18 protein-coding genes are annotated in these 16,236 nt (G+C 41.2%); 13 read left to right on the top strand and 5 right to left on the bottom strand.

The genetic code is table 11. The features are described from left to right. Positions 1-55 precede the first annotated feature (55 nt). The 7 genes from KK487_RS00060 to KK487_RS00090 all read left to right on the top strand — a co-directional run bounded on the left by KK487_RS00060 (position 56) and on the right by KK487_RS00090 (position 4,542). Positions 56-670 (top strand): YigZ family protein, encoded by a 615-nt coding sequence (locus KK487_RS00060; RefSeq protein WP_013463655.1) that lies wholly within the window; start codon positions 56-58, stop codon positions 668-670. A 93-nt stretch (positions 671-763) separates the two neighbouring features. Next, positions 764-2,215, top strand: a complete 1,452-nt coding sequence (locus KK487_RS00065; protein WP_013463656.1) for a TrkH family potassium uptake protein — start codon at positions 764-766, stop codon at positions 2,213-2,215. A gap of 24 nt (positions 2,216-2,239) precedes the next feature. Then, complete coding sequence (locus KK487_RS00070; RefSeq protein WP_013463657.1) at positions 2,240-2,902, top strand: flagellar brake domain-containing protein; 663 nt, start codon at positions 2,240-2,242, stop codon at positions 2,900-2,902. 513 nt (positions 2,903-3,415) lie between these two features. Beyond that, a complete protein-coding gene (locus KK487_RS00075) occupies positions 3,416-3,628 on the top strand; it encodes an EF-hand domain-containing protein (RefSeq protein ID WP_013463658.1) in 213 nt (70 codons plus the stop codon). Between the two features lie 70 nt (positions 3,629-3,698). Then, entirely contained in the window at positions 3,699-3,911 is a 213-nt protein-coding gene (locus tag KK487_RS00080; protein WP_013463659.1) for an EF-hand domain-containing protein, read from the top strand. A 138-nt stretch (positions 3,912-4,049) separates the two neighbouring features. After that, positions 4,050-4,262, top strand: a complete 213-nt coding sequence (locus KK487_RS00085) for an EF-hand domain-containing protein (protein ID WP_013463660.1) — start codon at positions 4,050-4,052, stop codon at positions 4,260-4,262. Between the two features lie 64 nt (positions 4,263-4,326). Next, positions 4,327-4,542, top strand: coding sequence for an EF-hand domain-containing protein (locus KK487_RS00090; RefSeq protein WP_013463661.1), 216 nt, complete (start codon positions 4,327-4,329; stop codon positions 4,540-4,542). 59 nt (positions 4,543-4,601) lie between these two features. Here KK487_RS00090 and KK487_RS00095 read toward each other — a convergent pair whose 3' ends face one another. The 5 genes from KK487_RS00095 to def all read right to left on the bottom strand — a co-directional run bounded on the left by KK487_RS00095 (position 4,602) and on the right by def (position 11,176). Beyond that, on the bottom strand, positions 4,602-6,590 hold the full coding sequence (locus KK487_RS00095) for a TonB-dependent siderophore receptor (protein ID WP_013463662.1): 1,989 nt from the start codon (positions 6,588-6,590) through the stop codon (positions 4,602-4,604). 354 nt (positions 6,591-6,944) lie between these two features. Then, positions 6,945-8,321, bottom strand: a complete 1,377-nt coding sequence (trkA, locus tag KK487_RS00100; RefSeq protein ID WP_008112933.1) for a Trk system potassium transporter TrkA — start codon at positions 8,319-8,321, stop codon at positions 6,945-6,947. 75 nt (positions 8,322-8,396) lie between these two features. Then, the gene (gene rsmB / locus KK487_RS00105) at positions 8,397-9,692 is read right to left on the bottom strand and encodes a 16S rRNA (cytosine(967)-C(5))-methyltransferase RsmB (RefSeq protein ID WP_013463663.1); all 1,296 of its coding nucleotides are present in this window, start codon (positions 9,690-9,692) and stop codon (positions 8,397-8,399) included. After that, positions 9,685-10,638 (bottom strand): methionyl-tRNA formyltransferase, encoded by a 954-nt coding sequence (gene fmt / locus KK487_RS00110; RefSeq protein WP_013463664.1) that lies wholly within the window; start codon positions 10,636-10,638, stop codon positions 9,685-9,687. The genes rsmB and fmt overlap by 8 nt, the downstream gene beginning before the upstream one ends. A 31-nt stretch (positions 10,639-10,669) precedes the next feature. Beyond that, a complete protein-coding gene (gene def, locus KK487_RS00115; protein WP_013463665.1) occupies positions 10,670-11,176 on the bottom strand; it encodes a peptide deformylase in 507 nt (168 codons plus the stop codon). Positions 11,177-11,295: 119 nt separating this feature from the next. On the opposite strand from def, the gene KK487_RS00120 reads away from it, so the two are divergent. The 6 genes from KK487_RS00120 to hemF all read left to right on the top strand — a co-directional run bounded on the left by KK487_RS00120 (position 11,296) and on the right by hemF (position 16,233). Then, positions 11,296-12,417 carry a LysM peptidoglycan-binding domain-containing protein gene (locus tag KK487_RS00120; RefSeq protein WP_013463666.1) on the top strand — a complete coding sequence of 374 codons (1,122 nt, stop codon included), beginning with the start codon at positions 11,296-11,298 and terminating at the stop codon, positions 12,415-12,417. A 28-nt stretch (positions 12,418-12,445) separates the two neighbouring features. Then, on the top strand, positions 12,446-13,537 hold the full coding sequence (gene dprA, locus KK487_RS00125; protein WP_013463667.1) for a DNA-processing protein DprA: 1,092 nt from the start codon (positions 12,446-12,448) through the stop codon (positions 13,535-13,537). A gap of 1 nt (position 13,538) precedes the next feature. Beyond that, positions 13,539-14,012, top strand: coding sequence for a DUF494 family protein (locus KK487_RS00130; RefSeq protein ID WP_013463668.1), 474 nt, complete (start codon positions 13,539-13,541; stop codon positions 14,010-14,012). Positions 14,013-14,150: 138 nt separating this feature from the next. Next, a complete protein-coding gene (locus KK487_RS00135; RefSeq protein ID WP_013463670.1) occupies positions 14,151-14,726 on the top strand; it encodes a DNA topoisomerase family protein in 576 nt (191 codons plus the stop codon). A gap of 23 nt (positions 14,727-14,749) precedes the next feature. Then, entirely contained in the window at positions 14,750-15,313 is a 564-nt protein-coding gene (gene tsaC, locus KK487_RS00140) for an L-threonylcarbamoyladenylate synthase type 1 TsaC (RefSeq protein WP_013463671.1), read from the top strand. Positions 15,314-15,315: 2 nt separating this feature from the next. After that, entirely contained in the window at positions 15,316-16,233 is a 918-nt protein-coding gene (gene hemF / locus KK487_RS00145; protein ID WP_013463672.1) for an oxygen-dependent coproporphyrinogen oxidase, read from the top strand. Positions 16,234-16,236 lie beyond the last annotated feature (3 nt).

Raw genomic sequence — 16,236 nt, forward strand, 5'->3', positions numbered from 1 at the left:
GATACAAAGGGGCCTTTTGGCCCCATTTTTTTTAATTAAAGCCTAAGTAAGTGCTATGTCTGAATATAAATACCCAGCCGAAGCTGTATTTCATCAAGAAGAAATTAAAAAAAGTACCTTTATCGTTCATATAGGTCACACGCCCGATCTAAATGCTGCGAAAGCCTTTATTAAAAATATTGAAGAAAAATACAGTGATGCACGTCACAATTGTTGGGCACATGTTGCAGGTAACCCAGGTGGCAGCCATGTTTATGGTTTTTCTGATGACGGGGAGCCCAATGGCACCGCAGGTAAACCCATGCTTAATGTGCTAGTGGGCTCAGGCTTAGGTGAAGTGACCGCTGTGGTAACACGTTATTTTGGAGGTATAAAGCTCGGTACGGGTGGGCTGGTGCGTGCTTATGGTGGTTCACTCAATAATGCCTTAGCAAAACTACAAACCGTGGTGAAAGTGCCGAGCGCTGAGCTGGTGGGCTTTAGTGAATACAGTATGCAAGGGGCGATAGAGCAACATTTAAAAACGAACTTTCAGGTACTTAATATTGAAAAGCAGTTTACTGCAAATATTGAGTGGACTATTACCATTGATAGTCGCCAAGCGCAGCAAGCCATCAAAGATATTTTTGATTTAAGCCACGGCGCAGTTGAGTTAACAATCAAAGAGTAATAGTCTTACATTCATCCCATTTAATGATTAAACATTAAATTTCGAGTCATACAGTAGTTATTTTAATTTACTAATAAAAAAGCGATACGCTCAATGCAATTTCGTACCATCATAAAAATTCTTGGCCAATTGGTTGCGCTATTCAGTATTACTATGGTGCCACCAGCGCTAGTGTCTTTAATTTATAAAGATGGTGGAGGGGTGCCGTTTGTTTTAGCCTTTATATTCAGTGTTGTTATTGGCTTAATGGCTTATTACCCAAATAGGCATGAGCATGGCGATTTAAAAGCCCGCGAAGGCTTTTTAATCGTGGTTCTGTTTTGGCTAGTACTAGGCGCGTTTGCCTCCTTACCGCTGGTATTTTTACAAGAACCCAACCTCTCTTTAGCCGATGCCGTGTTTGAAGCTTTTTCTGGCTTAACCACAACAGGGGCTACCGTGCTGACCGGTATAGAGTATCTGCCTAAATCGGTATTGTTTTATCGCCAACAATTACAGTGGTTTGGTGGTATGGGGATCATTGTATTAGCGGTAGCAATCCTGCCGATGCTTGGCGTAGGTGGTATGCAGTTGTATCGGGCTGAGATTCCAGGCCCCGTTAAAGATTCCAAAATGACCCCGCGTATAGCCGACACCGCTAAACACCTTTGGTATATTTATGTGTCTATTACCCTTGCATGTACTTTGGCGTATTGGAGCGCTGGCATGAATTGGTTTGATGCAATTTGCCACGCTTTTTCTACGGTGGCTATTGGTGGTTTTTCTACTTATGACGCTTCAATGGGGCATTTTGATAGCCCAGTAATTAACTTTATTTGTGTGTTCTTTTTAATTATCGCAGCCATTAACTTTTCTCTGCATTATGCTGCTGTAGCGAGTCGTAATATTAGTGTCTACATTCGTGACCCTGAATTCAAAGTGTTTCTATGTATTCAGCTCGCGCTGGTGGTGATTTGTTTCACGGTACTTTCATCTCACGATGTTTATGCCAATGGCGATGAAACCCTCGATCAGGCATTGTTTCAAGCTGTATCTATAAGCAGCACCGCAGGATTTGCCACAGATAACTTTTCTGCTTGGCCTTTGTTTTTACCTATTTTATTAATATTCTCTAGTTTTATTGGTGGCTGTGCTGGTTCAACTGGCGGCGGTATGAAAGTAGTGCGCGTGTTTTTACTTTATCTACAAGGGGTGCGAGAGCTAAACCGCTTAGTGCATCCTCGAGCTATATACTCTATAAAGTTAGGACGAAAGGCGCTACCAGATAAAGTAGTTGAAGCGGTATGGGGGTTTTTCTCGGCTTATGCACTAGTCTTTATTATTATTATGTTAGCGTTAATGGGCACCGGGTTAGACAATATAACGGCATTCTCAGCAACGGCAGCGTGTTTAAATAACCTTGGGCCTGGTTTAGGAGATGTTGCTTCTCATTATGGCGCTATTACCGATACTGCAAAATGGATATTAACCGTGGCAATGGTATTTGGTCGTTTAGAGATATTTACCTTACTTGTGCTATTTACCCCAACATTTTGGCGTGGATAACGTTATAAATATCAGGAAGGAAATATGCGAAAAACCAATTTGGAAAAGTTAAACCAAATCGTCACGGGTGGCATAGTTGATTTAGAAATCCTCACCCCCACGAGTAGCCGACGCGTAAAAACAGAGTTTATAGGCTTATTAGAAAATAAGTTTATTGTTTTAAATTACCCCAATGCAAAACGGCTCCCCATGGCAAGTGATTATTTACGCGATGGTGTGATGGTGGTGGTAAGAGCGCTTATAGAGGGCAGTGGTGGGCATGTTTTAGCGTTTCGTCAGCAGCTTATGTCTGTAGCATCTCACCCGGCTAAGTTATTGTTTATCGACTATCCTTCACAAGTACAGCTATTTGAACTGCGCTCGCAAGCGCGTATACCGACGCTGTTTCCAGCCAAGTTAAAATTATCGGATGATCGCCCTTCCTTTGAAGGTGTTATAAAAGATATTTCGTTAACGGGTGTTATGTTTGATATTAAAACAACCCAAGAAATCGACGACATTAAAGATATGCGTTGCATCGTAGTGTTTGATGAAGATACAAAGCACGAAGGGCAAATATGCAGTGTGAAAAAACATGCTAAGGGCATATATTGCGGAATTCGATTATTTGCCAGTGAAGAGCAAATGAAAGCCCTGATGGGGGATCACTTCATTGACCCTAATGCACTTGAAGTTGAAATTGTATAAGACCAGTTATCTTTCGACGCTAAACATTTTACAATTCTAAAATATCAACAAGCTCTAACATTTTCGCTCTTTTGCAACAAATAGCCATGTGTTGTTGTTATTTTTAAAAGCCATTTCAAATTTATTTTATAAATTCATTAAAAACAATTAGTTAAATATGTTTTTTATTCTAATTTTTTTGTTTATAACAAAATTAAACTCAACTCACCTTCCTTTTTGTTTATTTAATCCTCTTTTTTAGCGGTTGCTCACCGACTGTGTGGGGTTTTCCCTAAACTCAACTCTTTGATTTTTATTGTTTTAATTTTATTGCCTTATCTACTGTTGCTAAAAAGCAACAAAATAACGAGTTAAATAGCGCCATTTTCAGCTAGTTGCTGGTTAATGTATTGAAAATTATGGTTTTTATATTTTTGGCATCGAAGTTGTAATAGTCAGGCTGTATTGAACGAAACGTGATTTAAAGTAAAACACTTAATCGCATAAAACATAAACTTTGAAGGAAGATAGATTATGAAAAGCATTAATAAAACTTTAGCACTTATCGCATTGGCTTCTTCATCAGCCGCTTTTGCAGCAAGCGACTTTGACACGCTAGACGTTGACGGCAACGGCGCAATCAGTCAAAGCGAAGCATCGGTTGATGCAAAATTAATGAGCATGTTTTCAGAGCTTGATACTGACCAAAACGGTGAGTTATCAAAACAAGAGTTCTCTAAAGCATAACCCTAAGCTATTAAAGTTTTGGGAGTTAAAAGCTCCCTCATTATTTAAACGATTTTAAGGAATACTCATTATGAAAACATTACACAAAACATTTGCACTTATCGCTCTTGCTTCTTCGTCAGCAGCCTTTGCAGCGAGCGACTTCGACACACTAGATACCGATGGCAACGGTGCTATTAGCCAAAGCGAAGCATCGGTTGATGCAAAATTAATGAGCATGTTCTCAGAGCTTGATACTGACCAAAACGGTGAGCTATCAAAAGAAGAATTTTCGAAAGCATAAGGCAAGGCTAAGTATATTCTGAGTTGCCAAAGACAACCTAAATAGGCAAGGAAGCCTATGAAAGAGAATAACAAGGACCGTGATAGCCAGACACAATTTTTTGATAGACCATTGCATTACATTTTGAAGGATTAAATTATGAAAACATTACATAAAACATTTGCACTTATCGCGCTAGCTTCTTCATCAGCTGCTTTTGCAGCAAGCGACTTTGACATGCTTGATACTGATGGTAACGGTGCTATTAGTCAAAGCGAAGCCGCTGTAAACGCTGATTTAACAGCCGCATTTACTGAGCTGGATACTGACGGTAATGGTGAGCTTTCTAAAGCTGAGTTTGCAAACTTTTAATTTTTGACTTTTTTCATTGCACAGGGATCTCAGAAAAGGATTTCTCTCTTATAGGAGACTTATTATGAAAGCAATAAACACAACACTTGCGATTTTAGTATTAGCGTCATCATCAGCAGCTTATGCAGCGGTAGATTTTGCCTCTTTTGATAGTAATGGCGATGGTGTAATTAGCCAGCAGGAAGCCGCCGCTAATAAACAACTAATGAACATTTTTGATGATTTAGATACCGACGGAAATGGTGAACTTTCTAAAGAAGAGTTTGCAAGAGTACAATAAGTATTAACCCATCATACTCCACTAAAGCCGCTTAATAGTCAGCGGCTTTTTTGTGCTTGTTAGAGGCTATATTTAAGTTGGAGAGAGAAGCTTCTTGGCTTACCATAACGATATTGGTTATAGAACCCAATTTGACTGTAATAATGCTTATCAAATAAGTTATCGATATTTAGACTAACAGATAACTGCTCATTCATTTGATAATTTGCCATTAGGCTTGCAATACCATAGCTAGGCTGGTTTACCTCAACAGCGCCATAAACAGGGTTTTTAACTTCGTCATAGCTGTTGCTTTGCCAGCGATAGCCTCCACCCAATTTTAGATTGTCTAATGCACCTGAGAGTTGATAGCTAGTAAAAAGTTTAAATTGATCGTTTGGGTTGGTGGTATTTAATACCGTATTATCCGGTTTTTCGCCTTTACTATGGGTATAGCCAAAATAAGCGTTCCAGTTATCGGTTAATTTTCCGTTGATTTCTAGCTCGTAGCCTTGAGTTAATGTGCCGTTAATGGGCTTGTAGATGGCCTGAAGTGTTTCTGCAATGGTATCGCCCGTGTACTCGCCCACATTATCTTGATAAATTTTAAATCCAGAAAGGGATATGTCTAAACGTTCATCAAGTACAGAAGCTTTTATGCCAAGTTCATAATTCTTACCTTCAATAGGGCTTAAATAATTGCCATTTTTATCAACTCGACTTTGTGGTGTAAAAATATCAGTGTAATTAGCATACAAAGCCCAACTCTGTGTTAGTTCATAAGTTGCTCCAAAATAATTAGTTAGTTCATCACTTATTTTGTAATCATGCATGCGACCAAAATTATCGTGTTTGGTTTGCCATTGATTTAACCGGCTTCCAACAATTAAAGACAAGGCATTGGTTATATTTAGTTGTGCAGCAACATAAAGCGCATCTTGTTTAGTTGTGCCATAAGAGCCGTAAGCGGCTTCTGACTGCCAAGTTGGTTTTGCAATGCTATAACTAGAGTCAGTGAAATCGCCGATAACATAGTCACTTTGTTGGCTAGCATAATAAGGGGTCGAAAACTGTTGCTCTTGGGTATTATAACCAAATAGCAGTTGGTGACTTTGGCCCAGCCAATTAAACCGACCATTGAGTTCGACCTCATAGGTATCCTGCGTTCTGTTTGCATCAATATAGTTTATAGAACCTGGCATCATTCCAGTGTTGTTTATAGGATCGGGCTCTCCTTTTACCCAAAACACATCATAGTTTAGGTCGTTATCACCATAGACATAATTAGCGGTTAGCTGCCAGTTAGCATTAAAGTAATGCTCAAGGCGAATAAACGCATTAAGTGCATCGGTTTGAGAAGATGCCCAATCTTGAGCCGTTGAAGCATCTCTGTCATAAGCTGTACGGGAGCCATCACTATAAAAAATAGGCAAACCACCTGACATTGTTCCTTTAGGGGTTGTCGATTGATTATCAACAGCAAGAGTCAATAAAGTACTGTTAGAAAGATCTGCCTCAATAATGCCATATAATGTTTGACTGGTTTGCGAAAAGCGATCTTGATATGAGAGTCTATCTTGATAAGCAACAATAGCTCGTCCTCTTATACTTTCACTATTATTTATGCTTCCCGACACATCCACCATCGCGCGGTAGTTGTCCCATGAGCCTAATGAAGCAGTAAGATTTATTTGAGTGTTTGCAGTTGGGCGTTTACGTATCAAGTTAATTGCTGCCGAAGGGTTACCCGCGCCCAGCATTAACCCCGTTGCTCCTCTAACTATTTCGATACGATCATAAATTGCGGTATCGGTTAGGTTATCTCCATAATTAAAGCGGGTGTCATAGGTGGTCGCTATGCCATCATAAAGTATGCTGGTGACACTAATACCTCGGGCTGAAATAGAAAACTTACCATTATCTGCTTCTCGCGCATTTATGCCTGTCACACTGGTTATAGCTTCAATTGCGGTATTTAGTTGTTGGTCTGCCATGAAGTCGCTTGTTATCGCTATCGTTGATTGCGGCGTTTGCAAATGTGATAGCTCAAGGCCAGTTGCAGAGCTCATAGAATTAACTCTATAGCCCTTCGCTTGCTCTCCGATTACGGTTAACCTTTCGATACCTTCGCTAGTGTGGGCGAGCGTTTGAGTTGAAACTGTTGAAAGTAAAAGGCCAACCAGAGTGTAATGAGTTATGGGAGAATTTTTCTTTGAGAGTAGGTGTATCATTTGAAATCCATTTTTATTTAAAAACGTGAAATTAACTTTTCACATCTGTAGATGTCGCTGCTTGATAATCGAGCAAGAAGAGACTAATGGATTTTCCTTTGCTAGTAAATGCTTTTGATAATGATTTTCATTTAGCTTTAGGTGTTCTCCTTTTTACTTACAAGCGGGTTGTGAATAAAAAGGAGGAATTACTTATAAAAAGATTGCGCTAACTTGGAATAACTTTTCAACCACGTTAATGTGCTTTTTATCAATTAAGAACATGATTACATGATCGCCTGACAAAATAATTGTATCGTCATGGGCAATCAGTACATCGTCATTTCGCACAATTGCACCTATTGTGGTACCTGCTGGCAATTTAATATCGGCAATTGCGCGACCTACCACTTTAGAGGTATTTTCATCACCATGGGCAACGGCTTCTATGGCTTCTGCAGCCCCTTTACGCAACGAGTACACGTTTACAATGTCGCCACGGCGCACGTGAGTCAGCAACGCAGAAATAGTCGCTTGTTGTGGTGAAATAGCAATATCAATTTCGCCGCCCTGTACTAAATCAACGTAAGCACCTCGTTGAATAAGCACCATGGTTTTTTGTGCCCCCATGCGTTTTGCGAGCATAGCCGACATTATATTTACTTCATCGTCGTTGGTAACGGCAATAAACACATCAACCTGTTCAATGTGTTCTTCAGAGAGCAGCTCCTGATCGGATGCATCACCACAAAATACCACGGTGTTGTCGAGCATTTCAGAAAGCTGTTCGGCACGCTCTTTACTTCGCTCTAGTAACTTAACGCTGTGGTTTCTTTCCAGTGAACGGGCTAGGCCTGCACCAATATTACCGCCACCGGCAATCATGATTTTTTTATACGAGCGTTCCAGCTTTTGTAGCTCGTTCATTACCGCACGAATGTGTTTGGTTGCGGCAATAAAAAATACTTCATCGTCGGCTTCTATTACGGTGGTGCCTAACGGTTTTATCGCTTTACCTTGGCGGTAAATAGCGGCCACTCGAGTTTCAACATTAGGAATATGCTGCTTAAGTGTAGATAGGGCATAGCCTACCAATAAGCCGCCATAGTAGGCTTTTACAGCCACTAAAGAGAGCATGCCATCGGCAAATTGCAGTACTTGTAATGCGCCAGGGTAGTCTATTAGGCGGCGAATATACTTAGTAACGAGTGCTTCTGGGGCTATGTAATGATCGACAGGTAAGTCATCATTATGAAAGAGTTTTTCGCGGTATTTTAAATACTGCTCAGAGCGAATACGGGCTATTTTGGTCGGTGTATTAAAAATACTGTAGGCAACTTGGCATGCCACCATGTTAACTTCATCTGAGCTGGTCACCGCAATAATCATATCGGCATCTTCAGCCCCTGCGCGACTTAACACGTCAGGGTGGGCGCCGTGGCCTGCAACACCTTGTAAATCGTATTTATCTTGCAGTTCGCGCAAGCGGTTACCGTCGATATCAACTACGGTTATTTCGTTTTGTTCACCCACTAGGTTTTCTGCGAGTGTGCCGCCAACTTGCCCAGCACCGAGTATGATTATTTTCATTATGTACCCGTATTATTAATACTAATTACATCAAAGTATTAGCTACCTCTAAATTGAAGTAGCTAAATGTGTTGCCTAGGCTTTTTTAACTAATTTAGCGTAGTAAAAACCGTCACTTTCGCCTGGTAATAACTGCAAGCCTGGTGTGGTTTTAGTGTCTTCGCTGTGCAAAGGAATATGCTCTGCGTCTTCATTATTAGCTAAAAACTTAGCAACTTGTTGTTGGTTTTCTTGTGGAAGCACCGAACAGGTTGCATACACCAATGTACCGCCTGGCTTTAACAATGGCCAAATGCTGTCGAGTATATCGCCTTGGAGGGTCGATAAATCGTTAATGTCGGATGCGCGACGTAACCATTTAATATCTGGGTGACGACGAATTACGCCAGTTGCAGAGCAGGGTACATCTAACAAAATACGATCAAACTGTTCTTCATCCCACCAAGTGTGAGGTTGCGATGCATCACCACATTGTAAGTCGGCGCCCAAACCTATGCGTTCTAGGTTTTGTTTAACACGTTCTAGGCGTGTGGCATCGCTATCAAGCGCAAGCACATCTGCGTCGGCAAGCTCTAAAATATGGCAGGTTTTACCACCAGGCGCTGCGCAGGCATCGAGTATTGAATCACCATTTTGTGGGTCTAGATAGCGTGCAGCAAGCTGCGCTGCCGCGTCTTGTACTGAACAGGCACCGGTATCAAACTCAGGAAGTGAAAACACATCGCGTGGTTTGCTTAGTTTAATGCCATCAATAAAATCAGGATTTAGAGTATGTTCAATATCGTTAGCGGTTAGCATTTCGCTATATTCTTGGGTGCTAAACTGCGATTGATTCACTCGAAGCCACATTGGCGCTTGTTGCTGATTAGCTTCTAGAATGTCTTCCCAGCTATCTGGGTAGGCTTCTTTTACTTGCTTTATAAACCAGTTTGGATGGTTGTATAAACACACCGGAATTTGTTTGGCTTTTTCTTCAAGCTCAGCTTGTTGGCGCTGAAAGCTTCGTAAAATGGCGTTAATAAGCCCTTTTAAGCCAAGAGCGCGTAATTGTTGTAACGCATTAACGGTTTCGCTAATTGCTGCATGCGGCGGTACACGCATGTGTTGTAGTTGGTAAATGCCCACATACAACAAAAACTGGAAAATACGGCGTTTGCCTTTAAGCGGTTGTTCTACTAAATGCTGGCAATAATTTTCTAGGCTAGGTAAGTAACGCAATACTCCATAGCAAATTTGCTGCAGTAAGGCTTTATCTTTAGGAGATAGGCCTTGGCTAGCGAAAGGGAGTTCTTGATTAAGCGATGCGCCTTTATCAACCACGTTATATAAAGTTTCAGCGGCTAGCGCTCTGACATTGCTTACATTACTCATTATTTTCGCCTAATACGGTGCCGGGTGTGACCCAGTGGCTACGACCGTTTAAAAAATCATTAATTGCCATTGGCTTTTTGCCTTGTGGTTGTAATTCGCCAATAGATAAAGCGTGTTTACCACAAGCCACAACGATACCGTTTTTATCACTTGTTAATACAGTGCCAGCTTCGCCTGATTGTTCAACCACGTTTGCTTGGTATATTTTTACCGTATTACCACGCATTTGGGTAAAGCATACTGGCCATGGGTTAAATGCACGAATGTTACGCTCGATTTGCTCGGCATCCATAGACCAATCAATGTTGGCTTCGTCTTTTGAGAGCTTTTTAGCGTAATTGGCATCAGCATCGTTTTGTGGCTCAGGCGTTATGTCCCCGTTAGCTAAACGATTTATGGTATCGATTAATGCACCAGGTCCCAGTTCAGCAAGCTTAGTGTATAAGCTTGCACTGGTTTCAGTACTATCAATAGGGCAGCGGCTAATATGCAGCATATCGCCGGTATCTAGCCCTTCATCCATTTGCATTATGGTTACACCGGTTTGCTGATCGCCTGCCCAAATAGCGCGTTGAATAGGTGCGGCGCCACGCCAGCGCGGTAAAATAGAACCATGTACATTTAAACACCCTAAACGTGGGGCATCTAAAATGGCTTTAGGTAAAATTAAACCGTAGGCAACGACAATCATGATATCGGCATTGAGGCTGCTTAGCTCTTCAAGTGCGTCGTCTGTTTTGAGTGATTGCGGTTGAAAAACGGGTAGGTCATGTTCTAATGCAAGCGCTTTTACTTCACTGGCTTTTAGTTTTTTTCCGCGACCCGCTGGACGATCTGGTTGACTGTAAACGCCCACTATTTGGTGTTCACTATTTATGAGTGCTTGCAGATGGCGTGCAGCAAAGTCCGGCGTACCGGCAAATATAATGCGTAATGGTTGTGTCACTGAGTTTCCTAATTATTTACTAAGGTGCTTATTACTGCGCTGCAAACTTCGCTTCTTTTTCAAGCTTTTTACGAATGCGTTGGCGCTTTAATGGAGATAAATAATCAATAAATAATTTACCTTGAAGGTGATCAAGTTCATGCTGAATACAAATCGCTAATAATTCGTCAGCATCAAGAATAAATTCTTTACCTTCTTCGTTCAGTGCAGCTACGGTAACGGTTTCTGCACGGTCAACTTTTGCATACGAATGAGGAACTGATAAACAGCCTTCTTCGCTCACGGTTGAGCCATCTTTTTTGATAATTTGCGGATTGATAAGCACGAGTGGTTCATTGCGCTCTTCTGATACGTCGATCACCACAATACGCTGGTGAATATCAACCTGTGTAGCAGCAAGCCCAATACCATTTTCATCGTACATAGTTTCTAGCATATCTTTGACAATTTCACGCACTTGATCGTCAACAACAGTTACTTCTTTTGCGATTGTACGTAAACGTTCATCTGGAAATCTTAAAACTTCTAACCTAGCCATAGTTACCTTTTACACTTATGCTTAAATTTAGGGTATTGTATGTTCTTATTTTAGCCATTCACGTTCCCCTTTAACAGGTTTTGGTTAATAATAATGAAAAAACACTATGAGGAAGCTCAATGAAATCTCCATTAATTGCAATTATACTTGCATTAGGTGCAACTTTTCCTGTGCTGGCAGATGTACTAACTATAAAAAAAGATGCACCTAAACAGTATGTTGTGAAAAAAGGTGACACGCTTTGGGATATCTCAGCTATATATCTAAACGAACCTTGGTTATGGCCTGAACTATGGCAAATGAACCCACAAATAGACAACCCTCACCTTATTTATCCGGGAGATGCGTTAGCATTAATTTACGATACAGACGGTAATCCGCGTTTAGTGATTAATAAAGCGTATCGAAAGCTATCACCTATGGGACGTATTACGCCAAAAGGGAAAGATGCGATAACAACTTTACCTCTTGCGTTGATTAAACCGTATTTGTCGTTTGAGCAAGCTATTAACAGCGATACCATAAAAGAAAAGCCCTATATTTTGGGCGCCAACGAAAATACCAAAACCCAAACTATTGACCATATTTTATATGTAAAAGGTAACTTAAAACGTCATCAGGCATATGCTATTTATCATAAAGGTGCGCCTTATACTGACCCTAATACCGGTGAAGAGTTAGCGAGTAGAGCATCTTATGTGGGTATGGCTCGTGCATTTAGAACAGGTGATGCGGCCAATGGCGAACCTGCCTCAGTAAGAGTTGAATCAGTAAAACGTGAGATCAAACAGGGTGACTTTTTATTACCTGCAATGGAAGGGCAGATGCTGCCAGTATATTTTGAGATGCATCGTCCTGAACAGCCAATGCAGGGTCAAGTGATTGCCTCTCCGCGCGAGGTGAGAGAATTTAGCACTATGGATGTAGTGGTGCTAAACTTAGGTTCAGAGCAACAAGTTAAAGTAGGTCATGTACTGGATATTGAACGTCAGTCACCTAAGGTGATTGATAGTGCCAGAGGCCCGCGTTATACCGAAGATTCAAGTCGTTTAGAAAAATTGGTATCGGCTACTAGCGAATTATTTGGCTCAGAAACCGATGAAGATAGCGTTACTTGGAAAATGCCAGCAGAGAAAGTTGGTGAAATGATTATTTTTAAAGTGTATGACAAAGTTAGTTATGCGCTGATCACTAAAAATCAGCACCCAATTCGCATTGGAGATTTGGCAGTAATTCATTAAGTAGCGAGTCGGTGTTCTAGGAGGGAACATGGAGCAATCGTTTGGCAAGCTAAGCCATTGGCTTGCCTTTTACTTATGCAAAGGGCTTGGAATAAAAACGCTATTAGCCCTCTCTAAGCAGCACAGTTTAGAGTCGCTGTTTTCCTTATCCCATTCCCAGCTGGTTATGTTGGGCTTAACAGCGAGCCAAGCAAGCAATTTACTTAATACAAATTGGCAGCAAGTTGCGCATTATGAACAGCTTATTAGCCAGCAACATATTATTGTTATTAGTATTTTTGATACCACCTACCCAGAACACCTAAAACAAATAGCCAGTGCGCCATTATTACTTTTTTGTAAAGGCGATATCAGCTTACTGTCTTCTCCACAAATTGCGATTGTTGGCAGTCGAAATGCAACCACCACAGGACTTGAAATTGCTGCAGAATTTGCACATCAGCTAACGCTTGCTGGCATAACAGTAACCTCTGGTATGGCGCGTGGCATTGATGGTGCTGCCCATAAAGGAGCGCTGGCAGGAAATGGTAAAACCATTGCCGTACTGGGGACTGGTGTTGATGTTTATTACCCTAAACGCCATAAGTTACTTACAGAGCAAGTATTAACACAGGGTTTATTGGTAAGTGAGTTTTTACCGGGCACCGCGGCCAACGCGCATAACTTTCCACGGCGTAATCGTATTATTTCAGGACTCTCTTTAGGCGTTTTAATTGTTGAAGCCGAAATTAAAAGTGGCTCACTGATCACCGTACGTTATGCGCTTGAACAAAATAAAGACGTTTTTGCGGTGCCAGGCTCAATTAAAAACCCGCTGGCACAAGCAAGTCATTTTTTAATTAAGCAAGGTGCTAAGCTGGTAGAAAACGTCGCCGATATTCTTGATGAGATGAACTTTTCATACCCTTCTGGTCTAAACTATAAAGAGTTAACTGATGCTGTAACCTCAGATTGCGAGGTGCTTAACAGTATTGGTTTTGAGGTGACCAGTGTGGACGATATTATGCGTCGAGTACAGTGGCCAATTGATAAAGTACAAGCGCGATTGCTTGATTTAGAGTTAGACGATCAAATTGAACGTGTATTAGACGGCTATATTAAATTAAGCGCTGGAGGATAATATGTTTGATATTCTCATGTATTTATTTGAAAACTATGTTCACAGCGAAAGTGATGTATTTGTTGAGCAAAGCACACTTACCGATGAGTTACTCCGCGCTGGGTTTAACAAACCCGAAATTAACAAAGCCATTGACTGGTTAGATCAACTTGCCGCATTACAATACAGCAATGAATCGCCTTATTTATTAGCCACTCCACAACATGCAGTGCGTATTTTTACCGACAGTGAGTGCCAAGTTCTCGACACCGAGTGTCGCGGCTTTTTAATGTTTGTTGAACAAACGGGCGTTATTAATAGCACCACTCGTGAAATGGTGATGGACCGTTTAGCGGCGCTTGATAATTCAGCTATTACTTTGGAAGATTTAAAATGGTTAATTCTTATGGTGTTATTTAACGCCCCTGATTCTCAGCAGGCGTATGAGCAAATGGAAGATCTTATTTTTGATGAGCCCAGTGAAGTGTTACATTAACAGGTTCACGACTAATGATGTGAGTAATCATTATTGCGTGTTTTATTATTTTCAGCGTTAACAAACCGACTGCCATAGCTTGTATCTTTAAGGGTTTTGGGTATATTAGGCGAAAATTCACCAACCACTAGGATTTACATGAGTAAAATCGATCATTCACTTTTCTCGGCTAATAAACACGCCTTAGAAAAAGAATATGAGATATGCCCGCAATGTGGTTCAGAACTCGTCATTCGTAATAGTAAATCTGGGCCTTTTTTAGGCTGCGCTAGTTATCCTAAGTGCGATTTTATTCGCCCGCTTGCACATCATGATAGCAATGAAATCAAAATACTTGAGGACAGCGAGTGTCCAGAGTGTAGCAAGCCGCTGGTGGTGAAAAATGGCCGCTACGGTATGTTTATTGGCTGTACCGGTTACCCTGAATGTCATTATATTGCCAGTGAGCATGACGATACGCCAAGTGAAGAGCCTGTGATTAGTTGCCCTAAATGTAAAAAAGGCCACTTGGTTTCACGCAGCAATAAATTTGGGAAAGTGTTTTATTCTTGCGACTGTTATCCAAGCTGTAAATATACGCTTAATCATAAACCTGTAGCTCAAGCGTGTCCTGTATGTGACTGGCCAGTTGTTACTGAGAAAAAAACCGCGAGTGGTGTTGTGTTACAATGCCCACAAAAAAGCTGTATGCATAAGTTTGCTGCCACTGAATAACGTAAATATCTCTGGAGACAATTTTGTCTGACCTTTCTTCTTTATCTGCTGCAATAACTAGCTTAGAACAAGGCGATGTTATTTTATACCCAACCGAAGCTGTTTATGGCCTTGGTTGCGATCCTGACAATCAACAGGCGGTGGAACGTTTATTGAGTATTAAACAACGCCCCGTTGAAAAAGGGCTTATTTTAATTGCTGACAATTACGGGCAATTATTAAAATACGTCGATGACGCTAAGCTGCCTATGGATAAACGTGCCGATATTTTTTCAAGTTGGCCAGGCGCACTCACTTGGGTGATGCCTGCAGCTAAGTCTACCCCAAAGTGGTTAACAGGGCAGTTTGATACTATTGCAGTAAGAGTAACTAACCACCCTACAGTTAAACGTTTATGCCAACAGTTTGGTAAACCACTGGTATCAACAAGTGCTAATTTAACCGGCCAAGCAACGGTAACAAGTATTGTTGAAGCTCAGCAGCAGTTTGCCGAGCAGGTTAGTTTTTATGTTGATGAACCATTAGGTGGTAATACGCAACCAAGTACCATTAAAGATGCCATGACAGGCAATGTATTCAGAGGTTAACGATGCAAAGCGAATTATTAAAACAAGTAAAAGCGTACTTTATGGCTTTGCAAGACACCATTTGCCAAGGCTTAGAAGCGGCTGATGGAAAAGCACAGTTTGTTGAAGACAGCTGGCAGCGAGAAGAGGGCGGCGGTGGTCGTACTCGCGTTATCACTAATGGTAATGTGATTGAGCAAGGGGGGGTTAATTACTCTCATGTATTTGGTGCCTCTATGCCGGGCTCTGCCACTGCCCATAGACCTGAGCTTGCCGGACGCAGTTTTCATGCGTGTGGTGTATCGTTAGTGATCCACCCTAAAAACCCGCATATACCAACAAGCCATGCCAATGTACGCTTTTTTATTGCCGAAAAAGAAGGTGAAGAACCGATTTGGTGGTTTGGTGGTGGTTTTGATTTAACCCCGTTTTATCCTGTACTTGAAGATGTAGTGCATTGGCACCAAGTTGCGCACGATGTGTGTCAGCCGTTTGGTGATGATGTTTATCCAAAATATAAAAAATGGTGTGACGAATACTTTTATTTAAAACATCGAGATGAAACTCGTGGCGTAGGCGGCTTATTTTTTGACGATTTGAATGAGTTAGGTTTTGAGCAAAGCTTTGCATTTATGCAATCGGTGGGTAATGGCTTTTTAGATGCTTACGTTCCTATTATTGAGCGTCGCAAGAACGATAAGTACACCGAACAACAACGCGACTTTCAATTATATCGCCGTGGTCGTTATGTTGAGTTTAATTTAGTCTGGGACCGCGGCACATTATTTGGCTTACAAAGCGGTGGCCGAACTGAATCTATTTTAATGTCGATGCCACCTTTAGCACGTTGGGAATATAACTATACCCCAGCCGAAGACAGTGCAGAGGCATTACTATATAAAGATTTCTTAAAGCCACGTGATTGGTTAGCTTTGGGCTAAGAA

This window comes from Pseudoalteromonas sp. SiA1 (assembly GCF_018732205.1).
Classification (GTDB): Bacteria; Pseudomonadota; Gammaproteobacteria; order Enterobacterales; family Alteromonadaceae; genus Pseudoalteromonas; species Pseudoalteromonas tetraodonis.

What these genes read in the sequence shown, in the direction of transcription:
- trkA (WP_008112933.1), bottom strand. Translation starts at nt 8,321, where the DNA reads ATGAAAATAATCATACTCGGTGCTGGGCAAGTTGGCGGCACACTCGCA.
- KK487_RS00075 (WP_013463658.1), top strand. Translation starts at nt 3,416, where the DNA reads ATGAAAAGCATTAATAAAACTTTAGCACTTATCGCATTGGCTTCTTCA.
- KK487_RS00135 (WP_013463670.1), top strand. Translation starts at nt 14,151, where the DNA reads ATGAGTAAAATCGATCATTCACTTTTCTCGGCTAATAAACACGCCTTA.
- KK487_RS00085 (WP_013463660.1), top strand. Translation starts at nt 4,050, where the DNA reads ATGAAAACATTACATAAAACATTTGCACTTATCGCGCTAGCTTCTTCA.
- KK487_RS00130 (WP_013463668.1), top strand. Translation starts at nt 13,539, where the DNA reads ATGTTTGATATTCTCATGTATTTATTTGAAAACTATGTTCACAGCGAA.
- KK487_RS00090 (WP_013463661.1), top strand. Translation starts at nt 4,327, where the DNA reads ATGAAAGCAATAAACACAACACTTGCGATTTTAGTATTAGCGTCATCA.
- KK487_RS00095 (WP_013463662.1), bottom strand. Translation starts at nt 6,590, where the DNA reads ATGAGCTCTGCAACTGGCCTTGAGCTATCACATTTGCAAACGCCGCAA.
- def (WP_013463665.1), bottom strand. Translation starts at nt 11,176, where the DNA reads ATGGCTAGGTTAGAAGTTTTAAGATTTCCAGATGAACGTTTACGTACA.
- KK487_RS00070 (WP_013463657.1), top strand. Translation starts at nt 2,240, where the DNA reads ATGCGAAAAACCAATTTGGAAAAGTTAAACCAAATCGTCACGGGTGGC.
- KK487_RS00060 (WP_013463655.1), top strand. Translation starts at nt 56, where the DNA reads ATGTCTGAATATAAATACCCAGCCGAAGCTGTATTTCATCAAGAAGAA.
- dprA (WP_013463667.1), top strand. Translation starts at nt 12,446, where the DNA reads ATGGAGCAATCGTTTGGCAAGCTAAGCCATTGGCTTGCCTTTTACTTA.
- KK487_RS00080 (WP_013463659.1), top strand. Translation starts at nt 3,699, where the DNA reads ATGAAAACATTACACAAAACATTTGCACTTATCGCTCTTGCTTCTTCG.
- KK487_RS00065 (WP_013463656.1), top strand. Translation starts at nt 764, where the DNA reads ATGCAATTTCGTACCATCATAAAAATTCTTGGCCAATTGGTTGCGCTA.
- hemF (WP_013463672.1), top strand. Translation starts at nt 15,316, where the DNA reads ATGCAAAGCGAATTATTAAAACAAGTAAAAGCGTACTTTATGGCTTTG.
- rsmB (WP_013463663.1), bottom strand. Translation starts at nt 9,692, where the DNA reads ATGAGTAATGTAAGCAATGTCAGAGCGCTAGCCGCTGAAACTTTATAT.
- KK487_RS00120 (WP_013463666.1), top strand. Translation starts at nt 11,296, where the DNA reads ATGAAATCTCCATTAATTGCAATTATACTTGCATTAGGTGCAACTTTT.